This window comes from Rhizobium sp. SG570 (assembly GCF_012275345.1).
Classification (GTDB): Bacteria; Pseudomonadota; Alphaproteobacteria; order Rhizobiales; family Rhizobiaceae; genus Rhizobium; species Rhizobium lusitanum.
The window spans coordinates 313,724-328,166 of the sequence record NZ_JAAZQI010000008.1 but is presented as its reverse complement, the minus strand read 5'-3'; the positions used below and the strand labels follow the sequence as shown (position 1 = coordinate 328,166).

At 58.5% G+C, this 14,443-nt stretch carries 14 protein-coding genes; 8 read left to right on the top strand and 6 right to left on the bottom strand.

Going from position 1 to position 14,443, the window contains the following annotated elements; translation table 11 throughout:
• From FHT28_RS18500 to FHT28_RS18480, 5 genes are all read right to left on the bottom strand, one after another.
• Positions 1 to 167: ATP-binding cassette domain-containing protein (locus FHT28_RS18500; protein ID WP_168596987.1), on the bottom strand; the 167-nt coding region annotated here is incomplete at its 3' end.
• A gap of 10 nt (positions 168 to 177) precedes the next feature.
• Positions 178 to 966, bottom strand: coding sequence for an ABC transporter permease (locus tag FHT28_RS18495; protein WP_168596986.1), 789 nt, complete (start codon positions 964 to 966; stop codon positions 178 to 180).
• Positions 963 to 1,856, bottom strand: a complete 894-nt coding sequence (locus FHT28_RS18490; RefSeq protein ID WP_037202796.1) for an ABC transporter permease subunit — start codon at positions 1,854 to 1,856, stop codon at positions 963 to 965. The genes FHT28_RS18495 and FHT28_RS18490 overlap by 4 nt, the downstream gene beginning before the upstream one ends.
• Positions 1,857 to 1,928: 72 nt before the next feature.
• A complete protein-coding gene (locus tag FHT28_RS18485) occupies positions 1,929 to 3,032 on the bottom strand; it encodes an ABC transporter substrate-binding protein (RefSeq protein ID WP_092574188.1) in 1,104 nt (367 codons plus the stop codon).
• Between the two features lie 186 nt (positions 3,033 to 3,218).
• The gene (locus FHT28_RS18480; protein WP_037202794.1) at positions 3,219 to 4,091 is read right to left on the bottom strand and encodes a MurR/RpiR family transcriptional regulator; all 873 of its coding nucleotides are present in this window, start codon (positions 4,089 to 4,091) and stop codon (positions 3,219 to 3,221) included.
• Positions 4,092 to 4,271: 180 nt separating this feature from the next.
• Here FHT28_RS18480 and FHT28_RS18475 point away from each other — a divergent pair, with 180 nt between their 5' ends.
• The 5 genes from FHT28_RS18475 (at position 4,272) to FHT28_RS18455 (ending at position 10,928) form a co-directional block, all read left to right on the top strand.
• Positions 4,272 to 5,039 carry an N-formylglutamate amidohydrolase gene (locus FHT28_RS18475; RefSeq protein ID WP_168596985.1) on the top strand — a complete coding sequence of 256 codons (768 nt, stop codon included), beginning with the start codon at positions 4,272 to 4,274 and terminating at the stop codon, positions 5,037 to 5,039.
• Between the two features lie 127 nt (positions 5,040 to 5,166).
• The gene (locus FHT28_RS18470; RefSeq protein ID WP_047558114.1) at positions 5,167 to 6,738 is read left to right on the top strand and encodes an amino acid permease; all 1,572 of its coding nucleotides are present in this window, start codon (positions 5,167 to 5,169) and stop codon (positions 6,736 to 6,738) included.
• Positions 6,739 to 6,865: 127 nt separating this feature from the next.
• On the top strand, positions 6,866 to 8,236 hold the full coding sequence (locus FHT28_RS18465) for a glutamine synthetase family protein (RefSeq protein WP_047558113.1): 1,371 nt from the start codon (positions 6,866 to 6,868) through the stop codon (positions 8,234 to 8,236).
• Positions 8,237 to 8,397: 161 nt separating this feature from the next.
• Positions 8,398 to 9,783 (top strand): aldehyde dehydrogenase family protein, encoded by a 1,386-nt coding sequence (locus FHT28_RS18460; RefSeq protein WP_037202882.1) that lies wholly within the window; start codon positions 8,398 to 8,400, stop codon positions 9,781 to 9,783.
• The gene (locus FHT28_RS18455; RefSeq protein WP_168596984.1) at positions 9,780 to 10,928 is read left to right on the top strand and encodes an iron-containing alcohol dehydrogenase; all 1,149 of its coding nucleotides are present in this window, start codon (positions 9,780 to 9,782) and stop codon (positions 10,926 to 10,928) included. The genes FHT28_RS18460 and FHT28_RS18455 overlap by 4 nt, the downstream gene beginning before the upstream one ends.
• 108 nt (positions 10,929 to 11,036) lie before the next feature.
• On the opposite strand, the gene FHT28_RS18450 is transcribed toward FHT28_RS18455, so the two are convergent.
• Positions 11,037 to 12,476, bottom strand: a complete 1,440-nt coding sequence (locus tag FHT28_RS18450; protein WP_092574202.1) for a L,D-transpeptidase — start codon at positions 12,474 to 12,476, stop codon at positions 11,037 to 11,039.
• Positions 12,477 to 12,726: 250 nt separating this feature from the next.
• Between FHT28_RS18450 and FHT28_RS18445 the strand changes: the two genes are divergently transcribed.
• The 3 genes from FHT28_RS18445 (at position 12,727) to FHT28_RS18435 (ending at position 14,409) form a co-directional block, all read left to right on the top strand.
• The gene (locus tag FHT28_RS18445; protein WP_168596983.1) at positions 12,727 to 13,566 is read left to right on the top strand and encodes a DUF4432 family protein; all 840 of its coding nucleotides are present in this window, start codon (positions 12,727 to 12,729) and stop codon (positions 13,564 to 13,566) included.
• A gap of 73 nt (positions 13,567 to 13,639) precedes the next feature.
• Complete coding sequence (locus FHT28_RS18440; protein WP_168596982.1) at positions 13,640 to 13,978, top strand: TIGR01244 family sulfur transferase; 339 nt, start codon at positions 13,640 to 13,642, stop codon at positions 13,976 to 13,978.
• A gap of 89 nt (positions 13,979 to 14,067) precedes the next feature.
• Positions 14,068 to 14,409: a RidA family protein gene (locus FHT28_RS18435; RefSeq protein ID WP_015340385.1), complete on the top strand. Its 342-nt coding sequence runs from the start codon at positions 14,068 to 14,070 to the stop codon at positions 14,407 to 14,409.
• Positions 14,410 to 14,443 lie beyond the last annotated feature (34 nt).

Here is a 14,443-nt window from a genome sequence, read left to right as displayed (position 1 = left end):
GTCGGGGTCTCGAAGCCGGCAATCATGCGCAGCACGGTCGTCTTGCCGCAGCCTGATGGTCCGAGGAAGGAGATGAATTCTCCCTTCTCGATTTGCATATTGAAATCATGGACGACATGAATGTCGCCGAAGGACTTCTTGATGTGTGTAAGTTCGAGAAAAGCCATAGTGGGAACCTTACGCCTTAATCGGAGCCAGTTTTGAAAAGCGGGAAGCCAGCTGCAGAAGGCCCATGCTGAGCCAGGTGACAGCAAGCGCGATGATTGCCAGCGCGGAAGACTGATAAGCTTGATTGGCGCCGACCAGCTGCATGTACGGGCCGAATGCAGGCCGATTGAGCAGCGAGGCCATGGTGAATTCGCCCATGACGATCGCAAGCGTGATGAAGGCGCCGGAGAGAACGCCACTCATGACATTGGGAAAAATACAGCGGAACAAGATAGTGGTCCACTTCGCGCCAAGGCTTTCCGCTGCCTCCGTCAGGGTACCGACGTCGATCGTACGCATCGCCGTATCCACCGAACGATACATATAAGGAAGAGACAAGACAATATAGGAGCAGACCAAGAGGAAGTTCGTCGCCTGCTCGAAGCCCGTCAAAGGCAGTATCGAAGATGAATTGTAGAGGCGCAGATAGCCGAAGACGATGACGATCGCCGGAATGACCAGCGGCATCAAGGTGATGAATTCAACGATCGGACGTATCTGCGGCAAACGAAGGCGGACCCAATAGGCAGTGGGGACGACCAGCAGCATGCCGAAGATGATGGTCAGCAGGGCCATAAACATGGAATAGCCGAACGCATACAGGAAATGAGAGTCGGAAAAGACCGATGTGTAGGCGTCGAAACTATAGGCGTTACGGCGCATGCGCAGCGAGAATTCCAGCGTGCCGATGAGGGGGACGATGAAATAGATGGCGCCGATGACGACAGCGATCCAGGCAAAGAGTTTTTGCAGCTTCATTTCTGCCACCGTTCCGCGCGTACGCGCATGATGATGTAAATGACGTTGGATATGCCGGTTATTACGATCATGCCGAGGGCCATGGCATATCCGAGATTGGCGTTGTGCAACACGTCGCCACGGATCTGAGCATAGAGCTGGATCGGTATGATGTTCAGCGAACTGCCGGTCAGCGCGATAGCTGTTGCAATGGCGCCGAAGGCGTTGGCAAAAAGCAGCAACGTCGTGCCAAGTAGGCTCGGCCAGAGGATGGGCAGTGCCACCATGAGCCAATATTGCTTGTTGGTCGCGCCGAGAATGGAGGCGGCCTCTCGCCATTCCTTCTTCATCCCGTCAAGTGCGGGCGTGATGATCAGCACCATGAGCGGAATCTGGAAATACATGTATGTGAGGGTAAGGCCGAGGAAGCTGTAGAGATTGAAGCCTTTCGAATAAAGGTTGAAGCCAAACCAGTTGCTCATCAGCAGAGTGACGAGGCCGAGGCGGCCGATCGTGGCGATGAAGGCAAAGGCCAGCGGCACACCGGCGAAGTTGGAAGCGACGCCCGAAAATGTCAGAAACGCATGGCGGAGCCAGGTTGGAAGTCCGCCCATGACCAGCGCCCAGGCCAGATAGAAACCGATCAACGCGCCGCCGAGCGAGGATGCGAGTGATACTTTGATGCTGATCCAGTAGGAGTCCCAGATGGACTTGGTGAACAGATCCGCGATGTTCTTCAGCGTAAAACTGCCGTCAGGCGTCAGAAATGCGCCCGCAATCAGGTAGATCGTCGGAAGAATCAAAAACAGCAGTGCGAAGATCAGGAAGGGCGCGATGCCCAGCCAGTCGACAACCACGCGTTTGTTGATCAGGGGTGCGGAACTGATCGTTGATGTTGTCACTGTGCTCATGAGTGGGCCAATCCGCAGCGTTTGAATACGGAAAACCTCCCCGCCCAGGCGGGGAGGTCATGTCTGGTCTGATTACTGTACGTTCGAACCGACGACAGAATCCCACTTGGTGGTGATGGCGGCCTTGCCGGCAGCCTGCTCGTCGAGCGTCGGGAAGACAGCCTTTTCATAGGCAGCAGCCGGCGGCAGCTTGTCGAGAAGCTCCTGCGGAACCTTCTTGTTCTTCGCCAGATCGTTGAAGCGGATCGGGTGGCAATAGCCCTTCAGCCAGCCAATCTGGCCTTCGTCGGAATAGAGGAACTCCATCCAGAGCTTGGCAGCATTCGGATGCGGAGCGAAAGCCGAGATTGCCTGGACGTATACGCCTGCGATGACGCCCGAAGCCGGAACGGTGACGTCGACCGGCGGGTTGCCGTTCAGGCTGTCGCGCCATGCAAGACCGTTATAGTCCCATGCAACGACGATCGGGGTTGCGCCCTGAGCCAGCGATGCGGACTTGCCGATGACCGGAACGAAGTTGCCGGCCTTGTTGAGCTTGGCGAAGTAATCCAGACCGGCTTGGCCGACCTTCGTGGCATCCTTCTCGCCGGCAGCGAGGCCAGCTGCATAAACGGCCTGGACAGCCTGGTTCGAGGTGCGCGGGTCGCCGGCGAGCGAAACGGTGTTCGCATATTCCGACTTCTGCAGGTCGGCCCAATCCTTCGGCGGGTTCTTCACGACGTCCTTGTTGGTGACGAAGGAGAGAACACCGTAATAGTCGCCGTACCAGTAGCCTTCGGCATCCTTTGCGCTGTCCGGAATGGAAGCCCAGGTGGAAACCTTGTAGGGCTGCAGCAGGCCTTCCTTCTTGGCGGTCGGGCCGAAGGAGAGACCGACGTCGATCACGTCGGGAGCCTGCGGGCCGGTGTTGCCCTTGTTGGCGCGGATTGCTTCGACTTCATCGCCCGAACCGGCATCCGGATTCAGTTCGTTGACTTCGATGCCGTACTTTGCCTTGAATGCAGCGATCAGGTCGCCATAACCGCACCAGTTGTGGGGCAGGGCGATGGTGGTCAGCGTGCCTTCCTTCTTGGCGGCGGCGATGAGATCGGCGCTCGGTTCTGCGGCTGCGATAGCCGTCGAAGCGACGAGCATCGCGGTGGAGATTGTCAGAAGACGATGAATATTCGAAATCACTGCATTTCCTCCTTTGGGTTATCAGTGTCTGGCGTTGCTGTTAATGACGTTACGTGAAGGTTGTGTGACGGCATCAAAGCGTTGAGTTTGCTAAGAATGCGAAGGGTTTTGCTTTTAACGGTCAAGTATGACAGTCGCTGCAGTCCAACCGCCTCGCACCACGCAATTTTTTGCTTCCGTTTCCCTCTAACTTAGCTTCCGGAACAGTTTAGTTTGCTCGAAAAGACCCTCGAGCGTTTTCATGCGCTCGCTCGTCTCGTCCCATGTCGAACTTTGCACGGCCTCGATCAGAGCTTCGACGATGAAGAGCGTCACCACGGAAGAATCCCAGGCCGACGGCGCTTCAATCTGCACGCGAAACGTGTGTCTGGCATGCTTGGCGGCCGGTGTCGCCCACTGGTCGGTAAAGACGATGATCTCGGCACCGCGGCGGCGCGCGGCGGCTGCCAGATTGACCATTTCCTGCTCGTAGCGGCGGATGTCGAAGATCACGAGCAGATCGCCCGGATTCATGTTCAGGACATATTGCGGCCAGGCGCTGGAGTTTGGAGAGAGCAGGGTCGTGTTGGGGCGAATGACCTGCATATGGGTGAAGAAATATTCGGCAAGAGCGCCTGTGATGCGGCCACCGACAAAATAGAGCCCGCGTTTGCGTTCGGACAGCAGGGCAGCCACGCTATCGAACGTCGCAGCATCGATATCGGAAAGCGTCTGGCGCAAATTGCCCATGATCGCATCGGCGAAACGATTGAGAATATGCGTGCCAGGCGCATTGGATGCCCAGCGATCATGCTTCGTCAGCGGGTTGGAGATGGTAGCCTCAACCTCCTGGTGGAGGTGAGACTGAAAGTCGGGATAGCCCTTGTAGCCGAGTTTTTGCACCATGCGTGCGACGGTTGGCGTCGAGACACGTGCATTTTCGGCGACTGTCGTGATGCTGCCAAGCCCCGAAACGGGATAGTTGTCGAGCAGGCTCGTGGCGAGTTGCTTTTCGGCCCGCGTCAGCGTGTCGAAACGCGCGTTGATCACGTCAGAAACTGTCTTCGACGCATTGCTCACTCGATTTTTGCTCCCCGGGACGGTCTTATGCCGATCTCCTGCAAGGATATAACAACGCTGTCACATTTCGAGTCAATGTCACAAATGAAGAAATAATTTCAGTTTCCAGTTGACAGTGGTCAAAAGCTGAAGAATTCTTTTCTTTATAAAGATTTTATTAAGCGGCGATAAGGCCCCCCAATGCTCGCGCAGCAAGGCATTTTGACGGAAGCGGACGGCGATTGCGTTGCGGTCGAAAGACCGGATGGAAGCAGCGCGGTCTTCATCATTTGCGAACATGCCTCGCGCGCCTTGCCCGAGAAGTTCGGCGATCTCGGGCTTTCCATCGAGGCGCTTTCCAGCCACATCGCCTGGGATCCGGGCGCACTTGCGGTTGCAAGGAAGATGTCCGCGAGCCTCGATGCAACCTTGGTCTCTCAACGGTTCTCGCGGCTGATCTACGACTGCAACCGCCCGCCGGAAAGCGCCGGCGCCATGCCGGAAACCAGCGAAATCTATACCATTCCCGGCAATCAACATCTCGGTGAGATGGATCGCCAGGCGCGTACGGAAGCTCTCTATATACCGTTTCACGATCGAATTCGCTCGATGCTCAAGAAGAGGGCGGCAAGCGGACAAGAAAACGTGATCGTGACGATCCACAGCTTTACGCCGGTCTATAATGGTCGGCAGAGGGCGGTTGAGCTTGGCATCCTGCATGATGAAGACCGTTGGCTGGCGGACCGCATACTGGACGCGGCGGCTAAGGCGCCGCTCTTTCACACGGAGCGCAACCAGCCTTACGGTCCGGAAGATGGTGTCACCCATACGCTGAAACTGCATGGGATCGCCAACGGCTTGCATAATGTAATGATCGAGGTCCGCAACGACCTCATCAGAGACGACGTCGGCCAAGGGGTCATGGCTGATTATCTGACAGGGCTCCTCCAGAGCAGTCTGGAAGCCTGAGCATAAAAAGAAAAAGACCCCGGGGAGCAGTTCAACTGCGATCAGGCCGCACGGCAAAATGCCGGCGGCTCACCTGACACATGGTTATCCGCAATTCCGCGGATAACCGGGATTTAGGGGGAATGACATGTCTGATTACACAGACTTAGACAAGAAACAGGATGTCCACATCCTGCACTCCATGGGCTATGCTCAAGAGCTGGAAAGGCGCATGAGTTCATTCTCGAATTTCGCCATTTCCTTCTCCATCATCTGCATTCTGTCCGGCGGCATCAACTCGCTCGCGCAGGCGACATCGGGCGCGGGCGGTGCTGCAATCGGTATCGGTTGGCCGCTGGGCTGCTTGATTTCGGGCGTTTTCGCGCTCTCGATGGCGCAGATTTCCTCGGCCTATCCAACGGCCGGCGGGCTTTATCACTGGGGCTCGATCCTCGGCAACCGGTTCACCGGCTGGCTGACGGCGTGGCTCAATCTTCTCGGCCTGATCACGGTGCTTGGCGCGATCAATGTCGGCACCTGGGGCTTCTTCAGCGGCTCCATCGCCGGATGGTTCGGCATTGCCGTCGATACCACGACTTCGGCGGGTTTTGCCAATCAGATCATTTTCGTCGCCGTCATCACCGGCCTGCAGGCGTTGATCAATCATTTCGGCATCAAGCTCACGGCAAAACTGACTGACATGTCCGGCTACCTGATCTTCGCCGCCGCGATTGCGCTGACCATCGTCTGCCTCATCGGGGTGAAGAGCTGGGACATCAGCCGCATCTGGACCTTCACCAACTACTCCGGCACGCCGGAAGGTGACGCCTCGGTTTGGCCGAAGACGGACAATGTCTGGTACATCTTCGCGCTTGGTCTGCTGCTGCCGATCTACACGATCACCGGTTATGACGCCTCGGCGCATACGTCCGAAGAGACCGTCAAGGCGTCGAGTTCCGTGCCGCGCGGCATGGTCTCCTCGGTCTGGTGGTCGTCTTTCTTCGGCTATATCATGCTCCTCGCCTTCCTTCTGGCGATCCCGGACATGAACGAGGCGTCGAAGCAGGGCTGGAACGTCTTCTTCTGGACGATCAACAGCATTACCAATCCTGTCGTCGCCAACATCCTCTATGTTGCGATTTTCATCTCGCAGCTCCTGTGCGGCCTTGCGACAGTGACATCGGCATCGCGCATGATCTATGCCTTCTCGCGTGATGGCGGCCTGCCGTTTTCGAAGGCGCTCGCCAGCGTCAGCCCGAAGTTTCGCACACCTTCCGTCGCCATCTGGACGGCTGCGGTTCTCTCAGTGCTGTTCGTCTGGGGCGCTTCGCTCGTCACGATCGCCGGCTCTTCGGCCTACACCATCGTCGTGTCGTGCACGGTCATCTTCCTTTTCCTCTCCTTCGCCGTGCCGATCGTACTCGGCATCAAGGCGATCGGAACTGCGAAATGGCCGAAGATGGGGCCGTGGAACATGGGGATCGGCCTTTATAAGGTGGTCTCGGTTCTTGTCATCCTTGCCATGGCGATCATCTTCATCATCGGTGTGCAGCCCCCGAACGAATGGGCGCTTTATATCACCATCGGCTTCCTGGTCTTGACCGCGATCGTTTGGTTCGCCTTCGAAAAGCGTCGCTTCCAGGGGCCGCCGATCGGTGACATGATCGCAAAGCGTCAGGCCGATATCGCCGCCGCCGAACGGGCCGTCGGCGAGGTATGATCCTTATTCATCATCAATCCGGCGGGGGCCGTTGTCGCGGCCCCATCCAACTCGACGAGCGGCTTGGGGCAGTATGTCTCACAGCGCCGCCGGCCGATCACTCTTCTATCTTTCAGGCGGTTTAATTATGAGCACTAGCTATACGTTCGACGACCTCAAAAAGGATGTGGCCGAAGGGCGCATCGACACCGTTCTGGCATGCCAGGTGGACATGCAGGGCCGCCTGATGGGGAAGCGCTTCCAGGCCGAATTCTTCGTCGAGAGCGCCTGGAAGGAAACGCATAGCTGCAATTATCTTCAGGCGACCGATATCGAGATGGAGACCGTCTCCGGCTACAAGTCGACGAGCTGGGAGAAGGGCTATGGCGACTATACGATGAAGCCCGATCTGGCGACGTTGCGCCGGATCCCGTGGCTGGAAGGCACCGCGCTCGTCCTCTGCGACGTGCTCGACCATCATACGCATGAGGAAGTGGCTCATTCTCCGCGCGCCATTCTGAAGAAGCAGATCAAGCGCCTCGAGGCGATGGGCATGAAGGCCTACATGGCCTCGGAACTCGAATTCTTCCTGTTCGATCAAACTTACGATAGTGCCCGCGAGTCCGGATATCGCAACCTCAATCTCGTCAGCGGCTACAATGAGGACTACCACATCTTCCAGACCACGAAGGAAGAGGATGTGATGCGGGCGATCCGCAAGGGCCTGCAGGGCGCCGATATCCCGGTCGAAAACTCCAAGGGCGAAGCCTCGGCCGGCCAGGAGGAAATCAACGTCCGCTACGCCGATGCACTTGATATGGCCGACCGTCATGCGATCATCAAGAACGGCTGCAAGGAGATCGCCTGGTCGAAGGGCAAGGCCATCACCTTCCTGGCGAAATGGAACTACAGCGCCGCCGGCAGCTCCTCGCATATTCATCAGTCGCTCTGGAGCACAGACGGCAAGACGCCGCTGTTCTTCGACAAGGAAGAAGAACACGGCATGACGCCGCTGATGAAGCATTATGTCGCCGGTCTTTTGACGCATGCCAGCGAAATTACCTATTTCCTGGCGCCCTATATCAACTCTTACAAGCGCTTCGTCGCCGGCACCTTCGCCCCGACGAAGGCGATCTGGAGCACCGACAACCGCACGGCCGGTTATCGCCTGTGCGGCGCCGAGACCAAGAGCATCCGCATCGAATGCCGCGTCGGCGGCTCCGACCTCAATCCCTATCTCGCCTTTGCTGCGCTCATTGCCGCCGGCATCGACGGCATCGAGAACAAGCTGGAGCTGGAAGCGCCTTTTGTGGGAGACGCCTATGGTGCCCGCGAGGTTCGTGAAATTCCGCGTACCTTGCGCGATGCCGCCGTGGCGCTGACGAATTCGAAGATGTTGCGCGCAGCCTTCGGTGACGATGTGATCGATCACTACACCCGCGCAGCCGAATGGGAGCAGGAAGAGTACGATCGTCGCATCACGGATTGGGAAGTGGCGCGCGGATTCGAAAGGGCGTAAGGCTCTTTCGACCTGACTCCAACCCGATTTTCATTTTATAGTCGGGCAGGGCGCTGGGATGATCTGCGCACCCGCTTCTTCGCCTTTGAGCGATGGTGCGGGAGGCAGGTTGCGGAACATCCGGCAATCAAATTATTGATGATGAAAACAGGAATTCGATCATGACCATGATCACATGCGTCTCTCCGGTGAATGGAGAGGTTTATGCCGAGCGTCCGGCCTTGTCGCTGGATGCCGCCAAGGAAGCAGTGGCCCGCGCCCGCAAGGCGCAGAAGGAATGGGCCCGTCGCCCGCTGGAGGATCGTGTCCAGCTCGTGCTGAAGGGTGCCGCCCGGCTCAATGAGATGGCCGATGTGGTCGTGCCCGAGCTTGCCTGGCAGATGGGCCGACCGATCAAGTATGGTGGTGAGTATCGCGGTTTCAACGAGCGCTCCAACTATGTCGCGTCGATCGCCGCCGATGCGCTTGCGCCGCTGGTGGTCGAGGACAGCGCGAATTTCGCGCGGCGCATCGAACGCGAGCCGCAGGGCGTCGTCTTCGTCATCGCCCCCTGGAACTATCCTTATATGACGGCGATCAATACGATCGCGCCGGCGCTGATGGCTGGCAATACCGTCATTCTGAAGCACGCCAGCCAGACGCTGTTGGTCGGTGAGCGGTTGGTGCAGGCCTTCGTTGAGGCCGGCGTTCCCGCCGATGTTTTCCAAAACGTGTTCCTCGACCATGAAACGACCTCGGCGCTGATTGCCGCCGGCAGCTTCAATTTCGTCAATTTCACCGGCTCCGTCGAAGGCGGACGATCCATCGAACGCGCCGCCGCCGGCACCTTCACCAGCCTTGGCCTTGAGCTTGGCGGCAAGGATCCGGGCTATGTCATGGAGGACGCCGATCTCGACGCCGCCGTGGATACGCTGATGGACGGCGCCACCTACAATTCCGGTCAATGCTGCTGCGGTATCGAGCGCATCTATGTGCATGAATCGCTCTACGACGCCTTTGTCGAAAAGTCGGTTGCCTGGGTTTCGAACTACAAGCTCGGTAATCCCCTCGATCCGGAAACCTCGCTCGGGCCGATGGCGCACAAGCGCTTTGCCAAGGTGGTGCGCGAGCAGATCGCCGATGCGGTCGCCAAGGGTGCCAAGGCGCTGGTCGATCCCAAGCTGTTCCCGGCCGATGACGGTGGCGCCTATCTCGCGCCGCAGATCCTCGTCAATGTCGATCATTCGATGGCCTTCATGCGCGAAGAGACCTTCGGTCCGGCCGTGGGCATCATGAAGGTGAAGAGCGATGCCGAGGCGCTGGAGCTGATGAACGACAGCCCCTATGGCCTGACCGCCTCGCTCTGGACCAAGGATGTCGAGCGCGCATCGCGCATCGGCCACGATATCGAGACCGGCACCGTCTTCATGAATCGCGCCGACTATCTCGATCCGGCACTTTGCTGGACCGGAGTGAAGGAAACCGGCCGCGGCGGCTCGCTGTCGATTATCGGCTTCCACAATCTGACGCGTCCTAAATCCTATCACCTGAAGAAAGTAACAGCATGAGCACTATCTCAGCCAATTGGAGCTATCCGAACGCCTTCAAGCTCGGCCGCGGCCGGATCAAGGAGCTGGCGGACGCCTGCAAGAGCCTGGGCATGAAGAAGCCGCTCCTGGTCACCGATCGGGGGCTTGCTTCCATGGCGATCACCAAGACGGCTCTGGACATCCTGGAAGACGCGGGTCTCGGCCGCGCCATTTTCGCCGATGTCGATCCGAACCCGAACGAGAAGAATCTCGAAGCCGGCGTGAAGGCATTCAAGGATGGCGGTCATGACGGCGTCGTCGCCTTCGGCGGCGGTTCCGGTCTCGACCTCGGCAAGTGCGTCGCCTTCATGGCCGGTCAGACGCGGCCGGTATGGGATTTCGAAGATATCGGCGACTGGTGGACCCGCGCCAGCCTCGAGGGCATTGCCCCGATCGTGGCTGTACCGACCACGGCAGGCACGGGTTCGGAAGTCGGTCGCGCCAGCGTCATCACCAACTCCACGACGCATGTGAAGAAGATCATCTTCCATCCGAAATTCCTGCCGGGCGTCGTCATCGCCGATCCGGAATTGACTGTGGGCATGCCGAAAGTCATCACCGCCGGCACCGGCATGGATGCGTTTGCTCATTGCCTGGAAGCCTATTCCTCGCCTTTCTATCACCCGATGTCGGCCGGCATCGCGCTGGAAGGCATGCGGCTGGTCAAGGAATTCCTGCCGCGCGCCTACAGGGAGGGGACAGACCTCGAAGCTCGCGCCAATATGATGAGCGCCGCCGCGATGGGCGCTGTCGCCTTCCAGAAGGGGCTCGGCGCCATTCATGCGCTGTCGCATCCGATCGGTGCCGTCTACAACACGCATCACGGCATGACCAATGCCGTCGTCATGCCGGCGGTCCTGCGCTTCAACCGGAAAACCATTGAAGACAAGATTGCGCGTGCCGCGGCCTACCTCGGCATTTCCGGTGGTTTTGACGGCTTCTACGACTACGTGCTGCAATTGCGCGCCGAACTTGGCGTCCCCGAAAGCCTTTCGGCTATGGGCATCGCGCCGGATCGGATCGATGAACTCTCGGCAATGGCGATCGAAGATCCAAGCGCCGGCGGCAATCCGGTGCCGATGACGCTGGAAAACACCAAGGCACTTTTCCGCGATTGCTTCTAGAACACCATCGACGCGCCGGAAGGGATCGCGACGCGTCGATCATTTTGTAGCTATAAAAAAGGCCGCCGGAAGATCGCCCGGCGGCCTTTTTGTTTGTTCTACCTGCGATCAATCGACGAATTCGACGACCACGCCGGGCTTGACCATCTTGGCGAGCTCGGTTGCATCCCAATTGGTGAGACGAACGCAGCCGTGGCTCTGCGACTTGCCAATCTTCGAGGGTTCAGGCGTGCCATGGATGCCGTACGTTGGCTTCGACAGGGCCATCCAGACAGTGCCGACCGGGCCGTTCGGACCAGGCGGAATGTCGAGGATCTTGTCGTTCGCGCCCTGCTTGAAGTTGATCTTCGGGTTGTATGTATAGCCGGGATTGAAGGCGACGCGCTCGACTGTGACCGTGCCGGAGGGCGATGGTGTGTCGGTCGAGCCGATGCTGGCCGGATAGGCCGCGATCAGCGTTCCGTTGGCATCATAGGCGAAAACCTGCTTGCGGCCCTTATCCGCAAGGATTTTTGCGACCGTACCGGTCTTGGCGGGGCCGGTATTGACGACCTTGATCGTGTTGCCCGGAACGGTGAAATCGACGCCTGGATTGAGCTCTTTCAGATAGCCTTCATCCATATGAAAGCGTTCCGCCAGCATTTCCGTCGTCGATGTATAGCCAAGCGACGGCATTTGAGCCTTTGCGGCATAGTCCTCGGGGATGGACGCGACATAGGGGCCAGCCGCGTCGGCAGCGGTAATCGTGTAGTTGATAATCGGCATGCCGCCGGACATGCGCAGCTGCTCTAGTATCCCGTCGGTGTTGTTCGGATCCAGCGTCTGGCCGGTCATCTGTTGATAGGCATAAACAGCCTTGGTGACGTTCGCGCCCATGCGGCCGTCGATCGCGCCCGGCGAGATGCCCTGGCGTGCGAGAAAGACCTCGAGCGCCGTGATCTCCGCCTTCGATTTGCCCTTGAGGGTAATGACCGGATCGGCCGGAGGCTTGCGGACGATATCCGGTGTCCCCTGCTGCGGGTCTATCGCTGCGTAGTCGTTGTCGCTCGGGTTGGTCTGACCTTGCTGGGTCTGCGCCTTCGTGCCCGGCAGCGGTTGGTTGTCGAGCGGCTCGCGCTGGATGTCGCCGTCGCGCGGAATGCCGCCGGTCACGACGTTGCGGTCCTGCTGATCAGAGCCATTGTAATTTCCGTAGCCATCGCTGCGATATTGACGATAGTCGCGATAGCCATCACCGTTGGAAGAAAGTTGCGTGTCGCCGTAACGGTTGCCGGCGCCATATCCGTTATCGCCATAGGCGTCACGAGCCGGCGCGCGCGGATAATAGGTGCTGGCCCGCATCTCCGTGGCAACCACGTTGCCATAGCTGTCGATGAGAACCCGCCTGCCGCGTCCATCGCGCGCCATGACGTAGCCGCCTGCGCCTTGATCTGGGTACTGATCCAGAATCCGGCCATCCGGAGTCACGAGAACGGTATTGTTGTTTCCGCTGCGATAGTATTGTGCCTGCGCGTCGGTGAGCGCAAGCATGGACACCGTGGCAGTCATTGCCAGGGAAAGGCTGAATTTCACGAACCCGTTCACGTCTGTCGAATCCTCGGATGTAGTTCGGCTGACACACACATGGCAATTTTGACGCCAGTATGGAGATTTAGTTTATCATGCTGAATAAAATATAAAAAATTGCGTGATCAAGGCTTCAAGTTAACATTTGGTAAGACAACTCACCGCTTATTCTCGCTGCGCTCCATCATAGGACGATGCTTGCGGGAGCGCCGATCAGGGAGGATTTTAGAAAATGATGGATTTTTCCGCGGCCAAGGGGCCAAAACTGACGTTGGACGAAAGCTCCGTGCTGGATATCGGCGCCTGCATCGTGGAGGGCAACAATCTTGCGCCCGGACGCGCCATTCCCGATGACGGCGATCCGCGCATCGATCATTCCCTGGAGGGCTTCCTCTTCACCTGCGGGCCGGATCACATTCGCCATCCAGAGCTGATGCCTGATAGTTTTGAGGGAAGACGTTATCCGCTGCATGGTTCGCTCTCTTCTCATCCGGCCAGGATTCTCTCGATCAAATTCGAGAACGGCAATGCCGAATGCCGCGCGGACATCGACGTCGTCACCGCTGAAGGCCGCACGGCAAGGCTGGAACGTCATTGGCGGATCGACGGTGCCACCGGCGAGGTTTCGCTTGCCGATCGTCTCGTCAATACGAGTACCGAGGCGATGCCCGTCTTCCTCATGTATCATATGAACATCGGTGGCAAATGGTTCGACGCCGGCACGCGCCTGTCGGGCCAGATGCTGGAGAATGGTGGCTTTCCTTGGACATTCGGTGAAAAACCCGGCGACATTTTCTGTGTGCCGGCGTTGGAGAAAGGCGAGGACTGGGCGGAGATCAGCCTCGGTCCGATCGCGGCGATCGGCGGCAAGACATTGAGGGTGCGCTTTGGCACCGACACGCTGCCTTTCCTGCAGGTTTGGCGCAATCAGCGTGCGCCGGCGCATGTTCTCGGCATTGAGCCGGTTTCGCATCGCTGGGTCTCGCGCGCGGAGCTGGAAGAGGCTGGTGAATTCAATATTCTTGAGCCCGACGAAGCCCGCAATTTCATGCTCAACTTTGCCTTTGTTTGAGGGTGCCGAGCGGTTGACGCTCGCCGTGGGGCGGCGTAGATCAAAGCCCTCGGTTTTAGAGAGGACATGAACCATGGATATCCGCCCGATCGATGATGAATACTCGGTGTCCGGCCAGATCACCGTAGAGGATCTCGACCAGATCAAGGCCATGGGTTTCAAGTCGATCGTCTGCCATCGCCCGGACGATGAAAGCCCGGACCAGACGCCGTTCTCGGCCATTGAAGCTCGCGCCAAGGAACTTGGCCTCGAGATCACCTATGTGCCTGTCGGCCCCATGGGCGTCACCGAAGAAGCCGTGCAGGGTATGGTCGATGCGCTGGACGAGTTTCCGCGGCCGATGCTCGGCTATTGCCGTTCCGGCGCGCGCTCGACGGCGATCTATCAGAAGACGCATCATATTCGCGGCTGAACGGGCGCATTCCCAATCTTGAGATTGAAGGGCAGGCCACCGGCCGTGCCTTTCCGTTACCTGTCGAAGAACAACATCAGGAGAAAACCATGAGCATCAAGCGTATCGACGTTGGCGCCCGCATGAGCGGCGCCGTCATCCACGGCAACACCGTCTACCTCGCCGGCCAGGTTGGTGAAGGCGAAAGCGTCACCGATCAGTGCAAGTCGGCGTTGGCCGAAGTCGACCGCCTGCTCGCAGCAGCCGGCTCCAACAAGTCGAAGATCCTGCAGACGCTCATCTACCTCTCCGATATTTCCTATTTCGCAGAAATGAATGCCGCCTGGGAAGCCTGGGTCGATCCGGCCAACACGCCGGCTCGCGCGACCAGCGAAGCCAAGCTCGCTGCACCGAAGTACAAGGTCGAATTCATCGTGACGGCCGCGCTCTAAGTCGACGCGGCGTGTTTTGGAAGGCCGGTGGGCT